This is a genomic window from Nocardia vinacea (assembly GCF_035920345.1).
GTDB lineage: Bacteria > Actinomycetota > Actinomycetes > Mycobacteriales > Mycobacteriaceae > Nocardia > Nocardia vinacea_A.
Genome location: NZ_CP109149.1, coordinates 5,460,957 through 5,482,717, shown reverse-complemented (window position 1 = coordinate 5,482,717; position 21,761 = coordinate 5,460,957). Strand labels below are relative to the sequence as shown.

Genomic DNA, 21,761 nt, shown 5'->3' with positions numbered 1-21,761 from the left:
TGTCCCGGGAGTGGCCGTCGGGGAGAGGTTCAGCGTGTTTCGCGACAACGATGATCGAGACCCGATCAACTGGGGCTGGTCGGCGATCATTCTTGTGCTGGTGCTCGGTCTCGCCGTTGTGTTGATGCTGTTGGTCGTCACCGCCGATTTCGGCGATAAGTCACCGGCCACGACCGTGCCGAAAACACCCGGTGCCTGCGCGCCGTTCTGTCCGTCGAATCCGACATAGTCAGACCCAGACGCCCTTGCCGACGGTCACCACGCCGCCGTTGCTGACCGCGAAGCGATCCCGATCCCGATCCAGATCAACGCCGATGATCTCGCCCTCGCCGACGACCACGTTCTTGTCCAGAATCGCGCGGCGCACCACCGCGCCGCGCCCGATCCGGACACCGGGCATGATCACACTGCCCTCGACGGTGGCGCCGTCGTCGACCATGACATTGGAGCTGAGCACCGAATTGCGCACGGTCGCGGCAGACAGGATGCAACCGGCTCCGACCACGCACTCCTGCGCGAGCCCGCCCTGCGCGAACTTGGCCGGCGGCAGATTTTCCGCCGCACCGCGAATGGGCCAGTGCTTGTTATAGAGATTGAAGACCGGATGCACCGAGACCAGATCCATGTGGGCCTCGTAGAAAGCGTCGATGGTGCCGACATCGCGCCAGTAGCCGCGGTCGCGCTCGGTCGCGCCGGGCACCTCGTTATCGGCGAAGTCGTAGACCGAGGCCTCGCCCGCGGCGACCAGCGCCGGGATGATGTCGCCGCCCATATCGTGATCGGAATCGGAGTTGTCGGAGTCGGCGCGGATCGAATCCACCAGCACCTTGGTGGTGAAGACGTAGTTGCCCATCGAGGCGAAGGTGACGTTCGGATCGTCTGGTGTACCCGGCGGATGCGCGGGCTTCTCCAGGAATTGGGTGATCCGTCCGGACTCGTCGGAGTCGATGCAGCCGAAGGCGCTCGCCTCGCTGCGCGGCACCCGGATGCCCGCGACCGTGACGCCCGCGCCGGAGTCGATGTGGTGCTGGACCATCTGCTCCGGATCCATCCGGTACACGTGATCCGCGCCGAAGACCACGATGTAGTCCGGATCCTCGTCGTAGATCAGGTTGAGCGACTGCATGATCGCATCGGCGCTGCCGGTGTACCAGCGCGGACCGAGGCGCTGCTGCGCGGGCACCGGCGTGATGTATTCACCCGCGAAACCCGAAAGCCGCCAGGTCTGCGAGATGTGCCGGTCCAGTGAATGCGATTTGTACTGGGTGAGCACGCACAGGCGCAGATAGCCCGCGTTGACGAGATTGCTGAGTACGAAGTCGATAAGTCGATACGCACCGCCGAAGGGGACAGCTGGCTTGGCCCGATCCGCGGTGAGGGGGAACAGGCGCTTACCCTCGCCACCGGCGAGCACGATCCCGAGTACGTGCGGCTGGCTCCTCACACCTGCCAAACTACCGCGCGACGCGGGTACAGGTGGCCCATGCCGAAGTGAACGTCTAGTTTGAAGCCGTGAGTTTCGGCACGGGCGGTGGGGGTGCGGGGGCGGGAGCCGGCGATCACGACCGGCTTCGCGTTGCTATGTTGACGCGCGAGTATCCCCCCGAGGTGTACGGCGGGGCAGGTGTCCATGTCACCCAGTTGGCCGCGCAATTGCGGCAATTGTGCGAGGTGACCGTGCATTGCATGGGCGTGCCACGCACGGATGCCGTAGTCCACCAACCGGATCCGATGCTCTACGCCGCGAATGCCGCGATGCAGATGCTGTCGGCCCAGCTGCGGATGGCCGATGCCGCGGGTGAGGTGCACGTGGTGCATTCGCATACCTGGTACACCGGGCTCGCCGGACATCTCGCCGCGACCCTTTATGGGATACCGCATGTGTTGACCGCGCATTCGCTGGAGCCGCGGCGGCCGTGGAAGGCCGAACAACTCGGCGGCGGCTACCGGCTGTCGTCCTGGTCGGAGCGCAATGCCGTGGAATACGCCGATGCGATCATCGCGGTGAGCGAGGGTATGCGCCACGATGTGCTCGACGCCTATCCGACGATCGATCCGGACCGGGTTCACGTGGTGCACAACGGCATCGACGCGACCGTCTGGCATCCGGAACCGCCCGTCGGCGGATCCCGCACGATCCTGGACGAATTGGGTGTGCGTTCCGACCTGCCGATGGTGGCCTTCGTCGGTCGCATCACCCGGCAGAAGGGGGTCGGGCATCTGCTCGCCGCCGCCCGCGAATTCGATCCGGAGATCCAGTTGGTGCTGTGCGCGGGCGCGCCGGACACCCGCGAGTTGGAAACCGAGGTCGCCGCAGCCGTCGCGGAACTCACCAACGCGCGCGGCAATGTGTTCTGGGTGCGCGAGATGCTGCCGACCGAGCAGATTCGCCAGATTCTGGCCGCGGCCACGATGTTCGTCTGCCCCTCGGTCTACGAACCGCTGGGGATCGTGAACCTGGAGGCCATGGCATGTGCGACGGCGGTGGTCGCCTCCGATGTCGGGGGTATTCCGGAGGTGGTCGTGGACGGACAGACCGGTCGTCTGGTGCACTACGACGCGAATGCGCCGCAGCAGTACGAACACGATCTGGCTGCGGCGGTCAACGAGGTCGCCGGTGATCCGGTGCTCGCCGCCGAATTCGGCGCTGCCGGACGCCACCGTGCCATCGCCGAATTCGACTGGCTGCAGATCGCCGCACAAACCGTGGCGATCTACGACCAGGTTCGCAAGTTCTGACGTCGGTAGGTCGAGATCTGGACCGAGGCCGTCACCTCGAGCGCGTCCGGTAGGCCATCCAGGTGGTTGGTCGCGTGGTGGGCGGACGGGCCCATCGCCACCACGTTGCCGATATCGGTGGCGGTGAGTTTCATCGGATATTCGACGACAGTGCGGTCTACCGCGTCGAAGTGGCCGGACATGGCATCGGTGAGACGGCGGTCCTTGTCCGGGTCGACCGTCACCATGCCGAGTGGACCGACAAGCTCGGCCAGATGACGTGGGGTAGGTGTGGCGACGACGAACCGGCCGTCGGCGGTGAGGACCCTGGCGACCTCGCTCGGATTACGTGGTGCGAAAACCGAGATCACTCGCTGCAGCGCACCGTCTCGAACCGGCAGTCCGCGCCAGGCGTCGGCTAGTACCGAGGCGGCACGCGGATGGGCACGGGCGCAGCGTCGGGCCGCGGGTTTGGCCACATCCAATGCGATCCCGACAGCTGGAACGGCATCGAGCACCGCGGCCAGGTAGTAGCCGGTTCCGGCACCGACCTCGAGCACGGCGGCGCCGTCGAACACCGGATCGTCGGCTGCGACAGCCGTGGCCACCGCATCGGCGATCGGCGCGAAATGTCCCCCGACCTGGAACGCGGCACGCGCGTCCAGCATCGCCGAGGTATCGCCGGTCATTTTCGTCGACGCACCGGTCAACAGACTGACATAACCCTGTTTGGCGATGTCGAAACTGTGCCCTTGTCCGCAGCGCAGCGCCCGATCCCGCGACTCCATTTCGGAGCCGCATTCCGGACAGGCCAGCAGACCGGCCACATCAGCGAGTGTGGGATTAGCTGGTGACACTCTTCAGTTCGTCACCGAGCGCTGCCGCTTCATCCGGCGTGAGCTCAACGACCAAACGCCCGCCACCCTCGAGTGGAACCCGCATCACGATTCCACGCCCTTCCTTGGTTGCCTCGAGGGGACCGTCCCCGGTGCGGGGCTTCATGGCCGCCATCCTCTGCTCCCTCCAGATCTGCGCGATATGCTGCGCACTTTCTTGGAACTCCAGTTGTCACCAACTAGTGAGCTCGCCGGCATTTGGCGAGCTACACCCGTCCCATTCTTCCCTATCGCCGGAGTGGACGGATACCTGAGTTCGAAATGTGACCGCTCGGCCTGTGTTGGGCCGTCCTCCCTAGACCCAGCAATCGGCCAGGTGGTCGTCGACCATTCCGGTCGCCTGCATCAGCGCGTAGGCCGTCGTCGGGCCGACGAAGCGGAACCCGCGCCGCTTCAATTCTTTTGCCAGAGCTATGGATTCGAGGGTGGTCGCGGGCACCTCGGCAATCGCGCGCGGGCGCGGACGTGCGGCCGGTGCAAAGGACCAGATCAACTCGTCGAGTCCGATATCGAGCGCGGCGGCCACCCGGGCGTTGGCGATCGACGCCTCGATTTTGGCCCGGTTGCGCACAATGCCGGGGTCGGCCAACAGCTGCGCCACATCGTCATCGCCGAAGGCGGCCACCCGCTCGATCGCGAACCCGGCAAATGCGGTTCGGAAGGCCGGACGCTTGCGCAGAATGGTGATCCACGCCAGACCGGATTGGAATGCCTCGAGGCACATACGCTCGAACATGGCGTCATCGCCGTGCAGCGGTTTGCCCCATTCGTTGTCGTGATAATCCCGATAAAGCTGGGAGCCCTCCGACCACGGACAGCGGATCTTGCCGTCGGATTCGGTCGTATCCGCCGCGGCCACAGTGATTTCGGCGGTCATTACCGGCCCACCCCGAATCGCATGTGTTGCTGCGCGGACGAGCCGTGCTGCGTTCCCGGGGCTTGGTGTGCGGCCGAGTGTTGCTGTGCGGTTGGGACTTGCTGTGCGGTTGGGGTCTGCTGCGCGGCCTGGGCCTGCTGCGCGGTCGGGACTTGCTGTGCGGCCGGGGCCTGCTGTGTGGTTGGGACTTGCTGTGTGGTTGGGACTTGCTGTGTGGTTGGGACTTGCTGTGTGGTTGGGACTTGCTGTGTGGTTGGGGCGTGCTGTGCGGTCGGGGCGTGCTGTGCGGTCGGGACTTGCTGCACGGTCGGGACTTGCTGCGCGCCCGGGGCCTGCTGTGTGGTTGGGAGTTGCTGTGCGGTCGGGGCGTGCTGTGCGGTCGGGACTTGCTGCACGGTCGGGACTTGCTGCGCGCCCGGGGCCTGCTGCGCGGTTTGGAGTTGCTGTGTGGTCGGGACTTGCTGCGCGCCCGGGGCCTGCTGCGCGGTCGGGAGTTGCTGTGCGGTCGGGGCGTGCTGTGTGGTTGGGACTTGCTGTGCGGCCGGGACTTGCTGCACGGTCGGGACTTGCTGCGCGCCCGGGGCCTGCTGTGTGGTTGGGACTTGCTGTGCGGTCGGGGCCTGCTGTGTGGTTGGGAGTTGCTGCGCGCCCGGGCCGTGCTGCGCGGTCGGAGCCTGCGTAGCGGTGACGGAGGGCTGCATGGTCGGCGGCTGGGCGATCGCGGCGTTCTGCGGGACAGTCGTGGTCTGAATAGTCGGCATCTGGAGTGGGGCGACTGACGGCTGTGCGATCGGTCCTTGGGTTGTGCCGGCCTGGGGCGCTGTGTCTGTCAGTGGCTGTGGCGGGGCGACCGATGGTTGTGCGATAGGAGTCTGAGCCGTGCCGGTCGGCAGTTGCGGTCGACCCGCTGGCGGCTGGACAGCAGGTGCCTGCGGGGTAGTCGAGCCGCTCGGCGGGACTGCCGGCGCTTGGAGCTGGCCGGTCGGGACTGGCGGATCAATCGTGCCGTTCGGCGGGAGGGGAGTGGCCTGCCGGGCGGTCGGTGGCTGTGGCGGGGCGACCGATGGTTGTGCGGTCGGTGCCTGGGGCGCTGTGCCGTTCGGCGGGACGGTCGGTGGCTGCTGCGGGGCCGCAGGTGGCTGGACGGTCGGTGCTTGCCGGGTAGTCGAGCCGTTTGGCGGGACAGTCGGTACCTGGGGCTGGCCGGTTGGCACCTGGGGCTGGCTGGTCGGTACCTGGGGCTGGCCGGTCGGGGCCTGGGGCTGGGCGATCGTGCCGTTCGGTTGCGCGGGTGCTGGCTGGGGCTGTTGGTGCGGCGCGCTCGGCTGCGGCTGCTTCGGGAGCTGGACGCTCGGGGTCTGGGTGCCGCGCGCCTCGGCTAGTTGGAGTTGCAGCTCGTCGATTCTGGCCGCGAGCCGGGTCAGCGCCCAGTCGACTTCACCGGCCTTATAGCCACGCACCACCTGCTGGAAGCGCAGGGCGCGCACATCCGCGCCGCTGATGCCCTCGGCGGGCAGCACGGTCGCCGTTGTTCCCTCGGGCAGTGGTCCGAGTTCCTCGGCTCGCCCGAAGACCGCACTGGCGAGCAGGAACAGCACCGCGGCGACCAAGCCGACGATCAGCACGTACAACAGCAGCGTGAGCATGTCCCCGAGCTTATTGGCCAACGCCGACACCTGACATCCGCCCGCCCGCGAAAATTGGACCTCGAATTGCAGAGCGGTCATGTGATCGGCCGCCGAGCTGTGCGATCGCCCGGTCGATCCGAGTCGGCACGGCGCAGTCGCGGCCCGACGAGGACCCGCGATTATGAAAGCGCCGCAGGGCGGCCACTCCCCTACGAAAGGTGAGATTCACCCAGCCGCCAGTGTGTCCCGCGATGGACCGGGGCATGCGGTGACAGATGTTGCCCGCGGTGTCGGTGCGGCCCGTCACGACAGCTGTGGCCCGTCACGACAGCTGGGGCCTGTGGTGACTGTGTGGCCCGCAGTTGCGATGTAGCCTGCGGTGACTGGTGTGATCCGCAGTGACAGGTGTGGCCTGCGGCTTTAGGTGGCGCGTGATGTCGATTCCCGTGGCATGCCTGCGAGTCTGCGGTGGTGCGCCGCGGGGTTGTCGGCGATTTCGAGCAGCGCCTTAGCTGCGGGTGTGGCCTGTGGCTATTGGTGGCGCGTGGTGTCGATTCCGAGTGACATGCCCGCGAGTCCGCGGCGGCGCACCGCTAGTTTGTCGGCGACCTCGAGCAGTGCCTTGGCGGCCGGATTCTCCGGATTGCGCAATACAATCGGGGTGCCCTCGTCGCCTGACTCGCGCAATTCCTGCTCGATCGGAATCTGGCCCAGCAGTGGCACATTCGCTCCGACGGCCCGGGTGAGACGGTCGGCGACGGATTGGCCACCACCGGAACCGTAGAGGTCCATCCGGGTGCCGTCGGGCAGATCGAGCCAGGACATATTCTCGATGACGCCCGCGATCCGCTGCCGGGTCTGCAGCGCGATCGCACCGGCGCGCTCGGCGACCTCGGCGGCCGCCGGCTGCGGGGTGGTGACGACCAGGATCTCCGCATTCGGAATCAGCTGCGCGATGGAGATCGCGACGTCGCCGGTGCCGGGCGGCAGATCCAGCAGCAGCACATCGAGATCGCCCCAGAACACATCGGCGAGGAACTGTTGCAGCGCCCGGTGCAGCATCGGACCGCGCCACACCACCGGCGTATTGCCCTGGGTGAACTGGGCGATGGAAATCAGCTTCACATTGTGCGACTGCGGCGGCATGATCATCCGCTCGACCTGAGTCGGGCGCGCGTCGGTACCGAGCATCCGTGGAATCGAGTGACCGTAGATATCCGCGTCGAGCACACCGACCGAGAGACCGCGCGCGGCCATCGCGGCGGCGAGATTGACCGTAACACTGGACTTTCCGACGCCGCCCTTACCGGAGGCCACCGCGTAGACGCGGGTGAGCGAACCGGGCTGGGCGAACGGGATGACCGGATCGGCGGAGTCGCCGCGCAACTGCTTGCGCAGATTCGTGCGCTGCTCATCGCTCATCACATCGAGGTCGACCGTGACCGCGCCGACGCCTGCGACGTCGGCCACCGCCTTGGTGACCCGCTGGGTGATCTCGGTGCGCAGCGGGCAGCCCGCCGTCGTCAGGTAGACCTCGATATGGACATTGCTATCGGCACCGATGGCGATGCTCTTCACCATGCCCAGTTCGGTGATCGGTTTGCGGATCTCCGGATCGTCGACCTTCGCGAGGGCTCCCCGTACATCCACTTCCGTTACCACTGGCATGGCATGAATTTTACGTTGTCTCAGATTCGCGGCAGGTCCCCGGGCTTCGGTGCGATGCCGGAGGCATAAGACCCGGCCCACGCCATCACATTCGCGACATAGGCCATGGAGTTGTTGTAACGCAGGATCGCCCGGGTCTGCTGGGTGAGATCGCGCATATTCAGCCCGCCGTCGCACAGGTACCTGCCCGCGGTCAGTGTCGCGTCGAACAGATTCTGCGGATCGGCGATGCCGTCGCCGTTACCGTCGGCGCCGTAGCGCTTCCAGGTCTCCGGCAGGAACTGCATCGGGCCGATGGCGCGGTCGTATCCGCTGAGTCCGTCCAGCGAGCCGCCGTCGGTATCACGAATGACGTGGTTGCCCGCGAGGCTGCCGTCGAGCACCGGACCGTAGACCGGTGTCAGCGGGTTGCCGTCCGCATCGGCCTTACCGCCGAAGGCGTGCGTCGATTCGACCCGGCCGATACCGGCGAGCAGGTACCACGGAATTCCGCAGACCGGATTCTCGGCGGCGAGTATGTTTTCGGCGTTCTGATATGCCGCGACGGCGACGCCGGGAATGCCGAGCGGACCGGGTGGCAGTGCGGCCGGTTGCCTACCATCGGGCAGCGCAACGGTTTTCACGATCGGCGGCGCACTCGGCGTCTGCTTTGCCATTGCGTTCGCGACGAATTCGGTCGCCGCCGGTTCCGCGGCGACCGAAAGTCTCGCCGCCTGGTCGTCTTGATCGTCCCCCGGAATGTGTTGCAGGACAGACGTTGCGGTCGGATCGCCGGTGCCTGCGGACGCGGCGACGGCCACGAGTCCAGCGGGGACCAATCCGGTCAATGCGATTACGGAGCTGCGCTTGATCGTCGCAGGCGACTGCTTTCGGTGACGCCCCACTGTGCGGTGACCCTCCAATTGACTCGATAACGAGCCCTTCGTGATGGACGAAGTAGAGAGTACCGCATTCGAGACCTTTTTGTTACTGCTTCGTTATCGGGTCTCGGTGTGGCGTCATCGTTTCGATATCGGTCCTGGTCTCAGCCCTGCGGGGCCGGTGCTGGGGCGGGCAGCGGGATCACGATGCCGAACGGGAGCGTGATGCCCGGTGCGGGCGGCGGGGTAGCTGCTTCGGTCTGCGTCGGCTCCGGCGCATCGGCCACACCGGGCTCCGGTGTCTTCTCCAGGGTGCTCTGCAGCGTTTCGCCCGGCGACTGCGCCGGATTCTGTGCATTCGGTGCGGGCGCGGGCTGGGCCGCATCCGGTTGAGCCGGAGTGCAATTGGCGGGTTGCCGCTGCGGCTGCTGCTGATCCGGATGCTGCTGGTTCTGCTGCTGAGGATCCTTCGGCTCACCGTTTTCCACAGCACCGTAGGTCTGCGCCGGCGCGATGGGCGACTGCGCCGGATCGCCGGGTGCGGGCAGCTGCGCCGGAGCCACCTGCTGGGGATCGCACGGCGGCTTGGGTACCGGCCGCGGGCAGAAGATGCCGCAGGGGATCGGCGGCAGACCGGGGATGGTGATCATCACCTCGGTCGGCGTCTGGATGGTCACGGTATTCGGCGGCAGTTCGGTCGTGGTGGTGGTCTTCGGTGTCGACGTGGATGCGGCCAACATGTCCGCGCCCGTCGTGATCGGCGCGGTACCCGGCGGGATGAGATCGGGGGAGATGTTCACCTGGCTCGGAGTGCCGCCGGTGCGGTAGGCCGCCGACCAGCTCAGCACATTGGCGGCGTAGGCGAGCGAATTGTTGTAGCGCAGCACCGAGCGCAGTTCCTGCTGCGGATCGCGCAGGTTCAACTCGCCCGAGCAGAGGTACTTGCCCGCGGCGAGCGAGGCGTCGAAGACATTGTGTGGGTCGGCGATACCGTCACCGTTGCCGTCGGCGGCGTACCGGCTCCAGGTGCTCGGCAGGAACTGCATCGGCCCGATGGCGCGCACCGCGGTGCCGTCGGCGGCCTTGATCACCTCATTGCCCGGTAGCGAGCCGTCCAGCGCGGGTCCGAAGATCGGCGTCACGGTGGTGCCCGCGGCGTCGGTGCGTCCGCCGCCCGCGTGCAGCGATTCGATCCGCCCGATACCGGCCAGCAGACTCCACGACAGACCGCAGCCGGGCATCGAGGATTCCAGTGCGAGTTCGGCATTGCGATAGGCCGCGAGCACGATTTCCGGGATCCCGAGCGCGCCGCCGGTGGCGGGCAGGGCGATGTCGTGCAACGGCACCGAACCCGCGAACAGTGGCGTGCCGTCCGCAAGCGGAGTCATTGCTCGAAGTTTGCGGGGAGCCTCCGGCGTTACCGGAAGGAGACCAACTGTCCGGGACAATGCGGCTTCGCCGGTGTTGCCGGATGTTCCGTCGGCGGCGGACGGCCCGGTCGACGCCGCGAGCAAAGCCTCGGGTGCGGTATCGGGAGTGGTGGATTGGGTGGCATTGGTACCCGAGCCCGTGGCCACAAGACCAGCGACGACCAGGGCCGAGACGGTTATCGGAGCAGAGATTCGCATTCGGCCACACCAATCCTCTACGTCGTGAGAGCGCCTGTCCGGGACATCCCCTGCCCGTCCGCTCGGGACAACGTCGTCCAGGTTACCCGTGGGTCACAACCTTGTTGAGCATTTCCTGTCAATCGTCAGCAACTGGCGGTGAAACCTGAACTGTGCCCGGCTTTCTGCCGGAGCTTTTCTTGCGATTGGCCTTCGGCGGTTTATCGGGGCTCGACTCGGAATCGGGTGACTGCGCGGCCTCGATCCGGTCCAGCACCTCTCGCATTTCCTCCAATTCCCTGCGCAAGTAGTCGCGCGTAGCAACCTCGCCGACCGCGATCCGCAGCGATGCGAGCTCGCGGGCGAGGAATTCGGTATCGGCCTTGGTCTGGGCGGCCCTGGTGCGGTCCTCCTCCAGCGACACGCGGTCGCGATTGTCTTGTCTGTTCTGCGCCAACAGGATCAGCGGTGCGGCATACGCTGCTTGGGTCGAGAACGCGAGATTGAGCAGGATGAACGGATACGGATCCCAGCGCAGCGCGATCACGAAGACGTTCAGCAGGATCCAGACGATCACCACAATCGTCTGGATCGCGAGATAGCGTCCGGTGCCGAGGAATCGGGCGACCCGCTCGCTGGAGCGGGCCAGCGCCTCGGCGTCGTAATCGAAGCGGAACCGCGATTCCATCGGCGTTTCCAGGCGCTGGCGCGCCGGAGTCTTCTCACTCGGCATCGGCTACCCCCTCGTGGCCCACGACCGCGTCGTGGGCCGTATCTTCCTGCTCGCGCCAATCTTCCGGTAGTAGATGATCGAGCACGTCGTCCACACTGACCGCGCCGACCAGATGGTTCTCCTCGTCCACCACCGGACCGCAGACCAGGTTGTAGGTGGCGAAATAGCGGGTCACCGCCCCGAGCGAGGCATCGGGACGCAGGGGAGCCAGATCGGTGTCGAGGATGCCGCCGACCAGGTGTGCCGGGGGTTCGCGCAGCAGTCGCTGCAAATGCACCGTGCCGAGGAAGCGGCCGGTCGGCGTTGCGGTCGGCGGCCGCACCACGAACACCATGGTGGCCAGCGCGGGTGTCAGATCCGGATTGCGCACTCGGGCAAGCGCTTCGGCGACGGTGGTGGCCGGAGTCAGGACCACCGGTTTCGGCGTCATCAGACCACCCGCGGTATCGGGCGAGTGTTCGAGCAGCCTGCGGACGGGTTCGGACTCCTCCGGATCCATCAGTGCCAGCAGCGATTCCCGCTCACCCTTCGGCAGTTCGCCGAGCAGGTCGGCGGCGTCGTCGGGATCCATCGCCTCGAGCACGTCGGCCGCGCGGCGCACCTCGAGATGGCCGAGCAGATCGACCTGGTCGTCGTCGGGAAGTTCCTGCACGACATCGGCGAGTCGCTCGTCGTCGAGTGCGATCGCCACCTCGATGCGCCGCTTCTCGGGAAGTTCGCGCAGCATATGCGCGACATCGGCGGGACGCAGGCCCTCGAACTGCTCGAGCAACTGGGTGACGTCCTGGCCCGGCCTGCCGATCTCGTACGGCGTCAGCCCGCTGACCTGCATCCAGTCCACTACATGCACGGTCCGGCGGCGGCCGAGCCTGCGATGTCCGCGCACCGCGACCCTGGTGACCCGCCAGTCTCTGGTCCGGGTCTGTTCGATGCCCAGATCGACCACGAGCACATCGACATCCGCGAGATCCGGCAGATCCGGATCATCAACGCGCACCGAAGAATCCACGATCTGCGCGAGGGCGAGCATCTCGCCCGGACGCTGGGTGAAGCGGCGCAGGCTCACCGTGCCGGTATTGAGCGCGACGACACCGGGTTCGATCGTGGTCACCCGCAGCATCGGTACGAAAATCCGGCGCCGGGACGGCAATTCGACAACCAGGCCGTGCACCCGGGGTTGCTGGCGGTCGTAGCGGACGGCCACGACGACGTCGCGGATGCGGCCGATAGACTCGCCGTCCGGGCCGAGTACCACCAGTCCGGCCAGCCTGGCGACGTACACCCTGGTTGCTGCCATGGCTGTCAGGTTAGAGGGTTCGCGGACCGGTACTCACACCATGCCACGATCGACGGGAGTGATCATGAAGCCGCGCCGCTCGGTGCTCGCCTGCCCCGGTAGCAGCAAGAAGATGATCGATAAAGCCAAGGGCTTGCCGGTCGACGAGGTATTTCTCGATCTGGAGGATGCGGTAGCGCCCGCCGCCAAGGCCGAGGCCCGCGCGAATATCGTCGCCGCGCTGAACGACACCGGCTGGGGCGATCAGCTGCGGGTGGTGCGGGTCAACGATTGGACCACCCGGTGGACCTATGCCGATGTGATCACCGTGGTCGAGGGCGCGGGCTCGGCACTCGACGCGATTCTGCTGCCGAAGGTGACCGATGCCGGTCAGGTGCAGGCCCTGGACCTGCTGCTCACGCAATTGGAGAAGGCCAGCGGGCTCGAGGTCGGGCGGATCGGAATCGAACCGCAGATCGAGAACGCCATGGGGTTGCGCAATATAGATGAGATCGCCACCGCGAGCCCGCGGGTGCAGACCCTGGTCTTCGGTCCGGCCGACTTCATGGCCAGTATCAATATGCGCACGCTGGTGGTCGGTGAACAGCCCGAGGGCTATGACACCGGCGATGCCTACCACCACATTCTGATGACCATCCTGCTCGCCGCCCGCGCGCACGGCCTGCAGGCAATCGACGGTCCCTACCTGCAAATTCGGGATATCGATGGATTCCGCCGGGCGGCCGGGCGCACCGCGGCACTCGGTTTCGACGGTAAATGGGTGTTGCATCCCGGACAGATCGAAGCCGCGAACGAGATCTTCAGTCCGCGCCAGGCCGATTACGATCGCGCCGAGCTGATTCTGGATGCCTACGCCTTCCACACCTCGGAAAAAGGCGGTGCGCGCGGAGCGGTAATGCTCGGCGACGAAATGATCGATGAGGCCAGCGCGAAGATGGCTCAGGTAATCGCTGATAAGGGCCGAGCTGCGGGGATGCTGAGGTCTCCAGAGATGGGGACCACGCGTTTCACACCCCCGAACTCCGGTTCGGAATAGCAGAATAGAGATATGACGAATCCCTTGGGGAACTCGAATCGCGCGCGCCAGGGTCTGCCGACGCCGCCATCGGGCTGGCCGGTCGGCTCGTATCCGACCTATGCCGAGGCGCAGAAGGCGGTCGACTTCCTGGCCGACAACGAGTTCCCTGTGCAAGACGTGACCATCGTCGGCGTGGACCTGATGCAGGTCGAGCGCGTGCTGTACCGACTGACCTGGGGCAAGGTAATCGGCGGTGGGGTGGTTTCGGGCGCGTGGCTCGGCCTGTTCCTCGGCCTGCTGTTGAGCTTGTTCACCACCAGCGGCGGTTTCGCGCCGGTGCTGGTCGGCTTGGTCGGCGGCATCATCTTCGGCGTCATCTCCACCTCGATCCCGTACGCGGCGACCAGGGGACAGCGCGATTTCGCCTCCACGATGCAGTTGGTGGCGGGCCGCTATGACGTGCTGTGCGACCCGAAGTCGGCCGAGCAGGCTCGGGACATGCTGGCGCGGTTGGCGATCTGAGCGCATGGAAGTTGTGGACAAGGTCCGCGCCGAGGTGCTGGATCACTTCGGTGCCGCCTCGACGGGTGTCGACTCCGCGTCGGTGACCTTCCTGGGCTTGGAGCCAATCGAGATTCTGCGCATTCCCGGCGACGAGCTGGTGCACTACGTGACCCTCGGCGGATCACGTCATCCCATGGGCGATCCCGGTGACCTGCACGCCGATCCGGTGCGCGGGCCGCGGGCCGAATTGGTGCTGACGCTGCGTGCCGGGGTCGGCCCGAGTTCCGGACTCGCCCGCACGCTCGGCGTGCTCGCCGCGGCGCCCGCCGTGGAAGGTGTTGTGCTGCAAGCCGATGCGCTGCTCGATCTGGGTGAGCCGATGTGGCGCGACGCGCCGTTCACCGCGGTGCTGTTGGGGGACAGCGATATTCCCGAAGTCACGCTGCCCGAACCCGCCGAACCGGTGCGGTACTTCGCGGTGGTTCCGGTGACCGCGACCGAGGCGGCCTGGGTGCGGGTGCGCGGTGCGCAGGCGTTGCGTGATGCGTGGGCCGAGGCCGGGATCGATGTGCATGATCCGGCCAGAGGCGCTGCGTCGCTGTAGTTCTCAGAGCCAGTTGTTGCGGTGGAAGTTGACGTACAGTCCGAGGCAGATGGCGAGGGTGATCACGATGACGATCCAGAAGCCCCAGGTTGCCTCCAGCCCCGGCATATGTGTGAAATTCATCCCGTAGATGCCGGCGATCATCGTCGGCACCGCCGCGATGGCGACCCAGGACGAGATCTTGCGCATATCGGTGTTCTGCTGCACGCCGACCTTGGCGAGCGCCGCGGTGATCAGAGCGCTGAGCGCCTCGTCGAAATCGTTGATCCGCTCGGCCACCGCGGTGTGGTGATCGGCGACATCGCGCAGATAACGCCGAATTTCCTTGGGTAACGGCATTGTGGTGTTGCGGCCGAGTGCCTCGAGCGCGGTGCCTAGCGGATTCACCGCGCGACGCAGCTCGACGACCTCTCGCTTGAGCTGGTAGATCGATTCGATGGTCACCGCGCTGCGCGGTGTGAAGACTTCTTCTTCCATCTCGTCGATATCGTTCTCGACCGACTGGGCCACCGCCACATAGGAATCCACGACGTGGTCGGCGACCGCGTGCAGCACCGCACCGGGACCGAGCATGAGCTGGTCGGGACGATCCTCCAATTCCTTTCGGACACCGGCTAGTCCGGTGTGCTCACCGTGCCGAACCGTCACCGCGAAATTGGGGCCGGTGAAGACCATGAGGTCGCCGGTCTCGACGATCTCGCTGACCGAATGGATTTCGTGTGGAACGTAGCTGACAGTGCGCAGGACGAGGAACAGCGTGTCGTCGTAGCGTTCCAGCTTCGGCCGCTGATGAGCGTGGATGACGTCCTCGACGGCCAAGGGGTGCAGGTCGAAGACCTTGGCGATATCGGCCATCTGGTACTCGTCCGGGTCGTGCAGTCCGACCCATACGAATCCGGCTCCGCGATTGCTGACCTCGGCCATTGCGTCCGCATGGCTGAAATGGCCGGGCAGCCGCCTGCCGTCGATGTATACGGCACAGTCGACCACCGCACGCGCTGTGGGGACCGGGATATGGGGCAGTTGCCTACGTGCCCGGCTCTGGCTCCGGAACGACGGTAGCGGCGGAATTGATGGCACCGACCGATGCTACGTCGCGTGCGCGTGCGTGCGCCGTGTGAGCGCACGGTATGAAAGAAGGCGTGCGCATCGACCTGCATACCCATTCGACCGCGTCCGACGGTACCGACACCCCGGCCGAACTCGTCCGCAACGCGGCGGCGGCCGGGCTGGACGTCGTCGCGATCACCGACCACGACACCACCGCCGGGTGGGCCGAAGCGGTCGACGCGCTACCGAAGGGGTTGACGCTGGTGCGGGGCATCGAGATGTCGTGTATCGGGCTCGGTGAGGACGGGTGGCCGGTCCCGGTGCATCTGCTGGCATACCTCTTCGACCCGACCGACCGGTGTTTCGCCGACGAGCGGGAACGCTTGCGCGCCGAACGCGTCGAGCGGTTGCGCGCGATGGCCGAGCGCATGCGCGACGACGGACTACCCATCGATCCGGATGCGGTCCTGGCCTCGGCCGGACCGTCAGCGGGCCGTCCGCATCTGGCACGCGCGCTCGTCGCGGCCGGTGTGGTGCCGACTGTGGACGCGGCCTTCACCGAATTGCTGGCCCCGCACGGCCCCTACTACGCGGAGAAGGCGGATACACCGCTGCGCCGGGCCGTCGAAATGATCGCGACCGCGGGCGGGGTCAGCGTGCTCGCGCACACTCGGGCGCGTAAGCGCGGACGGCTGCTGGCGATCGACGATATTCGTGAACTGGCCACGCTCGGACTCGGCGGGCTCGAGATCGATCACCCGGACCATTCCGCGGCCGATCGCGCGCTGCTGACGGAGTTGTCCGCCGAACTCGGTCTCATCACCACCGGTTCATCGGACTATCACGGATCCAACAAAACCATCCGGCTAGGTGAATTCACCACCGACCCCGCGCAATTCGAGGAACTCGCGGGCAAAGCGACGGGCGTGCCGGTGATCGCCTCGTGAGAGTGCTGCGCGGACTCAGCGGAATCGTCGCCGGTGGGATGTTCGTGCTGGCCCTCGTCGTTGTCGGTACCGCGGTAATCGCTGCTCGGCGCGGCTTTCCCGGACCCGGCGGCGAATCGGTGACGTGGCATGTCGCCACCTCGGCGATCGGCCTCGGCGCACAAATTTTTTCAGATCATCATCGGGGATTGGCAGCTTTTTCCGGATCGGTGGTCGTTTTTATTGTCGCCGGGATATTGCTGTGGACGCAGTGGTGGAGCTGATAAATCGGTAATGGTTGCGGGCGCGTGAATTGTGGCCGAACATTTCTATTTGTGACGGAATTCGAGACGGATGTGCTCGTCCTCGGCGGCGGCCCCGCCGGGACTTGGGCCGCCATCTCGGCCGCCACCGCGGGCGCTCGGGTGACGCTCGTCGACAAAAGCCGCTGCGGTGCCAGCGGGCCGACCGCCGCCGGGACGACCTCGCTGTGGAATATCCCGCCGGGGACCGCGCGAGATGAGGCGGTGCGGCGCGCATACGCACACGGCGGCGGGCTCGCCGAACCGGAATGGATGCTGCGCGTACTCGACGAAACGCACCGGCGGATCGAACAGCTCGTGGCGTGGGGTTATCGGTTTCCCGGTGAGGGTAACGGCGCAACACCCTTGCGCGTATGCCTCGACGGCGCAGGCTATCTGCGCCGGATGCGCCGCAGCCTGCTCGAAGCCGGAGTGCGCATTCTCGATCACCATCCCGCCCTGCAACTGCTCGTCGATCGCGACGGCGTGGTCGCCGGTGCGGTCGGTGTGCAGCGGCACAACGGCTTTCGGATCTGGACCATCCGAGCCGGGGCGGTCGTCGTCGCCACCGGCGGCTGCGCCTTCCTCTCCGGCGGCGCGGGCACCGATGTGGATACCGGCGACGGACTGCTGCTGGCCGCCGAGGCGGGCGCGCAACTGTCGGGCATGGAATTCTCCAGCGCCTACGGTCTGGTACCAGATGTGCCCGGACCCCGCGACACCGCCTTCGCCCCCGGGCTGGCACTGCATTTCGCGACGCTCTACGACGAATCCGGTGCGGAGATCACCGGTCATCGCTCGGCGGCATTCACCGCGATCGCGGATGGTCGCCGGATCTACGCGGCCCTGGATGATGTGCCCTACCCGGTCCGGCGGTGGCTCTCCAGACAGGGGCTGGTCGACCACACCCGCCGCGTACCGCTGCGCGCGGTGCTCGAGGGGACGGTCCGCGGGACCGGCGGGTTGCGCATAGGCGGGACCGACTGCGCGACCACCGTGGCCGGGCTCTACGGTGCGGGCGATGTGATGACGCGCGAGCCGATCACGGGCGCGGTCAGCGGCTTCGGCGGTCAGGGCGGAGCATGGGCCATCGCCTCGGGTGTGTGGGCCGGAAAGGGTGCCGCGAGCTTCGCACGTGGGCGCGGCGTGACGGGCCCGGTGCGCGAGGTGGCCGGTGCGGGACTGAATCCGGTGGCCCGCATCGATCCGCGCGCGGTGATCGGGTTGGTGCAGGAGCACACGCTGCCATTGCGGCGCAGCTACTGGCGCAGCGCGGGAAGTCTGCGCGACAGCATCGGTGAACTCGACGCCATGTGGCCGGGCGCCGACTTCGATCTCGGCGGATTCGGCGTGGACCGGTTGCGCGCCAGGCAGGCGGCGGCGCTGCTGGCGGTGGCGCGCTGGACCAAATACAGTGCGCTCGCGCGCGCGGAGAGTCGCGGGATGCACCGGCGCACCGATCATCCTGGCGCAGCGGCGGATTGGCGGGTGCGGCTGACCTCCGGCGGACTCGAGGCGGTGTGGGTGCGCGCCGGGGTTGCCGATATGATGCCCGGGCCACCGGCGCGGCCGGAACTCACCGCGGCCGATCCGCTCCCGTTGTGACAGCTCACCGGATACCGCTACCGAACTGCGAGTTTCTGCTTACCCCCTGGTAATTCCCGCGACCTACCCTCGAGAGATGACGCTCGACCGGGATACGACACGCCGGTTTGGCAATGCGTCCTCCCGGCTGGCAGAATGTTGCGGATTCCCGCCTACGCCACCGCCGGGTTCGGGAACAACGGCGATCACCGCCTCGCGACGCACCGTCGCGACCCGAGGATCCCCATCGTTAGCGACTGCTTGCAGGTCGCTCGAAAAGACCTGCACGTTTTGTACGGACACACCCGTCCGACCTTCGCCCTGCGGATCAGTGCCGCGCCACGTTTCGGTAGTAGATCGTCGCTTTTCCGACGCTCTCGGCTCGACCCGAAATGTCCCGGTCAGCGCACTCGATGAGCGTGTGAAACAGCTAATACCCATGTACCCGGCGGTAACCGTCCCCCCGGCTTGTCCGACCCGACCAGGAGTGAAATCGTGTCATCTGTGACTGACGCAGCGAATGCCACCGCAAGCCTTTCCGAAATCACCCAAGAAGAAATTTTCGCGGGCCACCTAGGCGGCAAGCTCTCGGTCGAACTCACCGCACCGCTGGACACCCAGCGCGACCTTTCCATCGCTTACACCCCGGGTGTGGCGAAGGTCAGCCTGGCGATCGCGGAAGACGAGGCGCTGTGCAAGCGCTACACCTGGACCGACCGGCTCGTCGTGGTAGTCAGTGACGGCACCGCGGTGCTCGGTCTCGGCGACATCGGCCCGCGCGGCTCGCTGCCCGTGATGGAGGGCAAGGCGGCGCTGTTCAAGAAGTTCGCCGGACTGAACTCGATCCCGATCGTCCTGGACACCAAGGACGTCGACGAGATCGTGGAGACCGTCATCCGGCTTCGCCCGAGCTTCGGCGCGGTGAACCTGGAGGACATCTCGGCCCCGCGCTGCTTCGAGATCGAGCAGCGGCTCATCGAGGCCCTGGATTGCCCGGTCATGCACGACGACCAGCACGGCACCGCCATCGTGGTGCTCGCCGCCCTCAACGGCGCGGCCAAGGTGCAGGGTCGTGCCATCGATGACATGAAGGTCGTGGTGTCCGGCGCCGGTGCGGCCGGTGTGGCGTGCACGAATATCCTGCTCGCCGCGGGCGTCAAGGACGTGATCGTGCTCGATTCCAAGGGCATCGTCAACACCGAGCGCGGCGATCTCAACGCGGTGAAGGCCGAACTGGCGCAGCGCACCAACCCACGCGGGCTCGCCGGTGGTGCGGCCGAGGCGCTGGCCGGCGCCGATGTCTTCCTCGGACTCTCCGCGGGCACCATCGCCGAGGAATTGATCTCCTCGATGGCGCCGGAGTCGATCGTGTTCGCCATGTCGAACCCGAATCCGGAGATCCACCCCGATGTCGCGCACAAGTACGCCGCGATCGTGGCCACCGGGCGCAGCGACTTCCCGAACCAGATCAACAATGTCCTCGCGTTCCCCGGCGTCTTCAAGGGCGCGCTGGACGCGGGCGCGCGCCGCATCACCGAGGGCATGAAGATCGCCGCCGCCGATGCCATCCTCAGCGTCGTCGCCGATGAGATCGCCCCGGACAAGATCGTGCCGAGCCCGCTCGACCCGCGCGTTGCCCCGGCTGTCGCCGAGGCCGTGGCCGCCGCCGCCCGCGCGGAGGGCGTCGCGTAATTTCGACCCGGAAATACGGGGCTGCTCACTCACGTGAGCAGCCCTGTATCGCTCTGTGCGGGTTGATCAGTGCGGAACGAAGACGGCCGAGACGAATTTTGCGATTTCGGCGTCGCTGAGGTTCTTTGCGATATCGGATTCGCAGATCATGCCGACGAGCCGCTTCTTGTCGTCGATCACCGGCAGCCTTTTGATCCGATCATGCTCCATCATGTTCAGCACCTCGCGGACATCGGCATCGGCGGATATCCAGCGAGGGGTGCCCTCCGCCAGATCCCCGGCCCGTACCTTGCTCGGATCATGGCCCATCGCAATGCATTTCACGACGATGTCGCGATCGGTCAGCATGCCGACGAGCCGGTCGTCGCTACCGATCGGCAGTGCGCCGATATCCAGCCTGCGCATCATCTGCGCGGCCCGATCCAGCGTTTCGTCGGCGGGGATCCACTCCGCGTTTTCGTGCATGATGTCGCGCGCCTTCATAGAGCGACTGTTCACGGTACGCCTCCTGGTCTCGGATGAGTGATCCCGCAGAATTCGGCTCCGCGATCGTGTGTCGAGCATCCGCGAAGCAAACTCCTGCGGCACGTCACATCGTGACCCATGTCACATCATTGGTCAATGCTCGGGCGGTCAGCGCAGGCGAGCGGTCATCGCCGCGACGCCGTCGCCTGCCAGCAGGTCCATTGCTGCTGAGCGGCCGGTGACCAGGAGTAACAGTGCGGTGATCGGGCCGCGGATCTCCGGTCCGCTGCCGTGGGTCCAGTCGACGTCGGATGCGACCAAGCGGATGCCGTCGAGGCGGTGGTTATCCCATACCGGCCATCCGACGGTTACCGCATGGGCGGTTGCGGCGGCTGCGGCCGCTGGTTCGATCTCGATCGTGCGACCGAGCGGAATCGCGATGTCCTGACCGTGCACCATCGTGTCGAACAGGATATTGCGATAGTTGGTGAGCTTGGGCAGCTTCCGGGAACCGGCGTTGGCGTGGATCGCCGAAACAAGTTCTGCGGCTGGATGTTTCGCGTATCGCCTGGTGAGGTCATCGATGAACCGGTTGTAGTTGCCGCGCGCGCGGATCCCGGTGCCGACCATGACGCCGATCGGGGGCGGCTGCGGTGTCAGCGCGATGTGCGCGGCGACCTCCCGGACTCGCCAGCCCGCGCACAATGACGGCGTTTCCCACTCGTCGGCCGAAAGGTCGGCCAGCAGGTCGGCAATCGCGCGCCGTTGCTGTTCGATGGTCTGCCAACAGGTTTCGCGGTCCATGGTGCGCTCCCGGGTCGGACCTCTTGTAGAATTGGTCAGATAGACTTACCAATATAGTAAGCTTATCTGATCAACGTCAAGGAGTGGGATGGCCGACGACGATATGAATGTGGGCCTGCTGATGTTCATTGCCCACCGATCGATGGAGGACCGGATCTTCGCCGATCTCGCCGAGTCCGGATACGACGACGTCACCGTCGCCCAGGGGCGGCTCGCGGCGCGCATCGGTCCCGATGGCAGCCGCCTGACCGAATTGGCCGAGCAGGCCCAGGTCACCAAGCAGACCGCCGGATTCCTGGTCGATCAGCTCGAGCGCGCCGGCTATGTGCAGCGCGTGCCGGATCCGAGCGACGGTCGGGCGCGGTTGGTCGTGCTGTCCGAACGCGGGGCGAAGATGGCGGCGTACGCGAACTCCGTCGCCGACCGGATCGAGGCCGAGTGGGCGACGCACCTCGGTGCGCAGCGCATGCGGCAGCTGCGCGAGACGTTGGCCCGGCTGCGCGAGATCACCGATCTCTATGCCTGAGC

Annotated in this window: 22 protein-coding genes and 1 pseudogene; 10 read left to right on the top strand and 13 right to left on the bottom strand. The window is 66.4% G+C overall.

Annotation, left to right across the window (positions count from 1 at the left end; translation table 11 throughout):
• Positions 1 to 34 precede the first annotated feature (34 nt).
• Positions 35 to 229, top strand: a complete 195-nt coding sequence (locus OIE68_RS25070; protein WP_327093541.1) for a hypothetical protein — start codon at positions 35 to 37, stop codon at positions 227 to 229.
• Here the strand turns inward: OIE68_RS25070 and glgC are convergent, their stop codons facing one another.
• Positions 230 to 1,444, bottom strand: coding sequence for a glucose-1-phosphate adenylyltransferase (gene glgC, locus OIE68_RS25065; RefSeq protein WP_040695098.1), 1,215 nt, complete (start codon positions 1,442 to 1,444; stop codon positions 230 to 232). It lies immediately after the preceding gene.
• A gap of 137 nt (positions 1,445 to 1,581) precedes the next feature.
• On the opposite strand from glgC, the gene glgA reads away from it, so the two are divergent.
• Positions 1,582 to 2,739 (top strand): glycogen synthase, encoded by a 1,158-nt coding sequence (gene glgA, locus OIE68_RS25060; protein ID WP_327101796.1) that lies wholly within the window; start codon positions 1,582 to 1,584, stop codon positions 2,737 to 2,739.
• Here glgA and OIE68_RS25055 read toward each other — a convergent pair.
• From OIE68_RS25055 to OIE68_RS25015, 9 genes and pseudogenes are all read right to left on the bottom strand, one after another.
• Positions 2,715 to 3,545 carry a putative RNA methyltransferase gene (locus OIE68_RS25055; RefSeq protein ID WP_327093540.1) on the bottom strand — a complete coding sequence of 277 codons (831 nt, stop codon included), beginning with the start codon at positions 3,543 to 3,545 and terminating at the stop codon, positions 2,715 to 2,717. The genes glgA and OIE68_RS25055 overlap by 25 nt on opposite strands.
• Positions 3,546 to 3,561: 16 nt before the next feature.
• The gene (locus OIE68_RS25050; RefSeq protein ID WP_011211259.1) at positions 3,562 to 3,729 is read right to left on the bottom strand and encodes a DUF3117 domain-containing protein; all 168 of its coding nucleotides are present in this window, start codon (positions 3,727 to 3,729) and stop codon (positions 3,562 to 3,564) included.
• 180 nt (positions 3,730 to 3,909) lie between these two features.
• Entirely contained in the window at positions 3,910 to 4,491 is a 582-nt protein-coding gene (locus OIE68_RS25045; protein ID WP_327093539.1) for a DNA-3-methyladenine glycosylase I, read from the bottom strand.
• Between the two features lie 1,376 nt (positions 4,492 to 5,867).
• Positions 5,868 to 6,137: pseudogene (locus OIE68_RS25040) on the bottom strand (DivIVA domain-containing protein); the annotation flags it as partial.
• 513 nt (positions 6,138 to 6,650) lie between these two features.
• On the bottom strand, positions 6,651 to 7,787 hold the full coding sequence (locus OIE68_RS25035; protein WP_327093538.1) for an Mrp/NBP35 family ATP-binding protein: 1,137 nt from the start codon (positions 7,785 to 7,787) through the stop codon (positions 6,651 to 6,653).
• Positions 7,788 to 7,807: 20 nt separating this feature from the next.
• Positions 7,808 to 8,671, bottom strand: a complete 864-nt coding sequence (locus OIE68_RS25030) for a lytic transglycosylase domain-containing protein (protein WP_327093537.1) — start codon at positions 8,669 to 8,671, stop codon at positions 7,808 to 7,810.
• 140 nt (positions 8,672 to 8,811) lie between these two features.
• Complete coding sequence (locus OIE68_RS25025; protein ID WP_327093536.1) at positions 8,812 to 10,275, bottom strand: lytic transglycosylase domain-containing protein; 1,464 nt, start codon at positions 10,273 to 10,275, stop codon at positions 8,812 to 8,814.
• Between the two features lie 118 nt (positions 10,276 to 10,393).
• Positions 10,394 to 10,987: a DUF1003 domain-containing protein gene (locus OIE68_RS25020; RefSeq protein WP_040695080.1), complete on the bottom strand. Its 594-nt coding sequence runs from the start codon at positions 10,985 to 10,987 to the stop codon at positions 10,394 to 10,396.
• A complete protein-coding gene (locus tag OIE68_RS25015) occupies positions 10,977 to 12,284 on the bottom strand; it encodes a magnesium transporter MgtE N-terminal domain-containing protein (protein ID WP_327093535.1) in 1,308 nt (435 codons plus the stop codon). Before OIE68_RS25015 ends, OIE68_RS25020 begins: the two co-directional genes overlap by 11 nt.
• A 64-nt stretch (positions 12,285 to 12,348) precedes the next feature.
• On the opposite strand from OIE68_RS25015, the gene OIE68_RS25010 reads away from it, so the two are divergent.
• From OIE68_RS25010 to OIE68_RS25000, 3 genes are read left to right on the top strand one after another with little or no spacing between them, the layout of a single operon-like run.
• A complete protein-coding gene (locus OIE68_RS25010) occupies positions 12,349 to 13,320 on the top strand; it encodes a CoA ester lyase (protein WP_327093534.1) in 972 nt (323 codons plus the stop codon).
• 12 nt (positions 13,321 to 13,332) lie between these two features.
• Positions 13,333 to 13,824 carry a general stress protein gene (locus tag OIE68_RS25005; protein ID WP_327093533.1) on the top strand — a complete coding sequence of 164 codons (492 nt, stop codon included), beginning with the start codon at positions 13,333 to 13,335 and terminating at the stop codon, positions 13,822 to 13,824.
• A gap of 4 nt (positions 13,825 to 13,828) precedes the next feature.
• Positions 13,829 to 14,410 carry a suppressor of fused domain protein gene (locus OIE68_RS25000; RefSeq protein WP_327093532.1) on the top strand — a complete coding sequence of 194 codons (582 nt, stop codon included), beginning with the start codon at positions 13,829 to 13,831 and terminating at the stop codon, positions 14,408 to 14,410.
• A gap of 3 nt (positions 14,411 to 14,413) precedes the next feature.
• Here the strand turns inward: OIE68_RS25000 and OIE68_RS24995 are convergent, their stop codons facing one another.
• Positions 14,414 to 15,490: a magnesium and cobalt transport protein CorA gene (locus OIE68_RS24995; protein WP_327093531.1), complete on the bottom strand. Its 1,077-nt coding sequence runs from the start codon at positions 15,488 to 15,490 to the stop codon at positions 14,414 to 14,416.
• Positions 15,491 to 15,552: 62 nt separating this feature from the next.
• Between OIE68_RS24995 and OIE68_RS24990 the strand changes: the two genes are divergently transcribed.
• The 4 genes from OIE68_RS24990 (at position 15,553) to OIE68_RS24975 (ending at position 19,964) form a co-directional block, all read left to right on the top strand.
• Positions 15,553 to 16,407, top strand: coding sequence for a PHP domain-containing protein (locus tag OIE68_RS24990; protein ID WP_327093530.1), 855 nt, complete (start codon positions 15,553 to 15,555; stop codon positions 16,405 to 16,407).
• A gap of 2 nt (positions 16,408 to 16,409) precedes the next feature.
• A complete protein-coding gene (locus OIE68_RS24985) occupies positions 16,410 to 16,670 on the top strand; it encodes a hypothetical protein (RefSeq protein WP_327093529.1) in 261 nt (86 codons plus the stop codon).
• A 51-nt stretch (positions 16,671 to 16,721) separates the two neighbouring features.
• Positions 16,722 to 18,293: an FAD-binding protein gene (locus OIE68_RS24980; RefSeq protein ID WP_327093528.1), complete on the top strand. Its 1,572-nt coding sequence runs from the start codon at positions 16,722 to 16,724 to the stop codon at positions 18,291 to 18,293.
• Between the two features lie 474 nt (positions 18,294 to 18,767).
• On the top strand, positions 18,768 to 19,964 hold the full coding sequence (locus OIE68_RS24975) for an NAD(P)-dependent malic enzyme (protein WP_419150559.1): 1,197 nt from the start codon (positions 18,768 to 18,770) through the stop codon (positions 19,962 to 19,964).
• Between the two features lie 66 nt (positions 19,965 to 20,030).
• Here the strand turns inward: OIE68_RS24975 and OIE68_RS24970 are convergent, their stop codons facing one another.
• Complete coding sequence (locus tag OIE68_RS24970; protein ID WP_327101795.1) at positions 20,031 to 20,447, bottom strand: CBS domain-containing protein; 417 nt, start codon at positions 20,445 to 20,447, stop codon at positions 20,031 to 20,033.
• A gap of 150 nt (positions 20,448 to 20,597) precedes the next feature.
• Entirely contained in the window at positions 20,598 to 21,233 is a 636-nt protein-coding gene (locus OIE68_RS24965; RefSeq protein WP_327093526.1) for a maleylpyruvate isomerase family mycothiol-dependent enzyme, read from the bottom strand.
• Between the two features lie 88 nt (positions 21,234 to 21,321).
• On the opposite strand from OIE68_RS24965, the gene OIE68_RS24960 reads away from it, so the two are divergent.
• Positions 21,322 to 21,759, top strand: coding sequence for a MarR family winged helix-turn-helix transcriptional regulator (locus OIE68_RS24960; protein ID WP_327093525.1), 438 nt, complete (start codon positions 21,322 to 21,324; stop codon positions 21,757 to 21,759).
• The last annotated feature ends 2 nt before the right edge of the window (positions 21,760 to 21,761 follow it).

Excerpts from the sequence above, each read along its gene's own strand:
- OIE68_RS25050 (WP_011211259.1), bottom strand. The coding sequence starts at position 3,729 with ATGGCGGCCATGAAGCCCCGCACCGGGGACGGTCCCCTCGAGGCAACC.
- OIE68_RS25000 (WP_327093532.1), top strand. The coding sequence starts at position 13,829 with ATGGAAGTTGTGGACAAGGTCCGCGCCGAGGTGCTGGATCACTTCGGT.
- OIE68_RS24965 (WP_327093526.1), bottom strand. The coding sequence starts at position 21,233 with ATGGACCGCGAAACCTGTTGGCAGACCATCGAACAGCAACGGCGCGCG.
- OIE68_RS25020 (WP_040695080.1), bottom strand. The coding sequence starts at position 10,987 with ATGCCGAGTGAGAAGACTCCGGCGCGCCAGCGCCTGGAAACGCCGATG.
- OIE68_RS25035 (WP_327093538.1), bottom strand. The coding sequence starts at position 7,787 with ATGCCAGTGGTAACGGAAGTGGATGTACGGGGAGCCCTCGCGAAGGTC.
- OIE68_RS25045 (WP_327093539.1), bottom strand. The coding sequence starts at position 4,491 with ATGACCGCCGAAATCACTGTGGCCGCGGCGGATACGACCGAATCCGAC.
- OIE68_RS25010 (WP_327093534.1), top strand. The coding sequence starts at position 12,349 with ATGAAGCCGCGCCGCTCGGTGCTCGCCTGCCCCGGTAGCAGCAAGAAG.
- OIE68_RS24970 (WP_327101795.1), bottom strand. The coding sequence starts at position 20,447 with ATGAAGGCGCGCGACATCATGCACGAAAACGCGGAGTGGATCCCCGCC.
- OIE68_RS25005 (WP_327093533.1), top strand. The coding sequence starts at position 13,333 with ATGACGAATCCCTTGGGGAACTCGAATCGCGCGCGCCAGGGTCTGCCG.
- OIE68_RS25015 (WP_327093535.1), bottom strand. The coding sequence starts at position 12,284 with ATGGCAGCAACCAGGGTGTACGTCGCCAGGCTGGCCGGACTGGTGGTA.
- OIE68_RS24960 (WP_327093525.1), top strand. The coding sequence starts at position 21,322 with ATGGCCGACGACGATATGAATGTGGGCCTGCTGATGTTCATTGCCCAC.
- OIE68_RS25025 (WP_327093536.1), bottom strand. The coding sequence starts at position 10,275 with ATGCGAATCTCTGCTCCGATAACCGTCTCGGCCCTGGTCGTCGCTGGT.
- glgA (WP_327101796.1), top strand. The coding sequence starts at position 1,582 with ATGTTGACGCGCGAGTATCCCCCCGAGGTGTACGGCGGGGCAGGTGTC.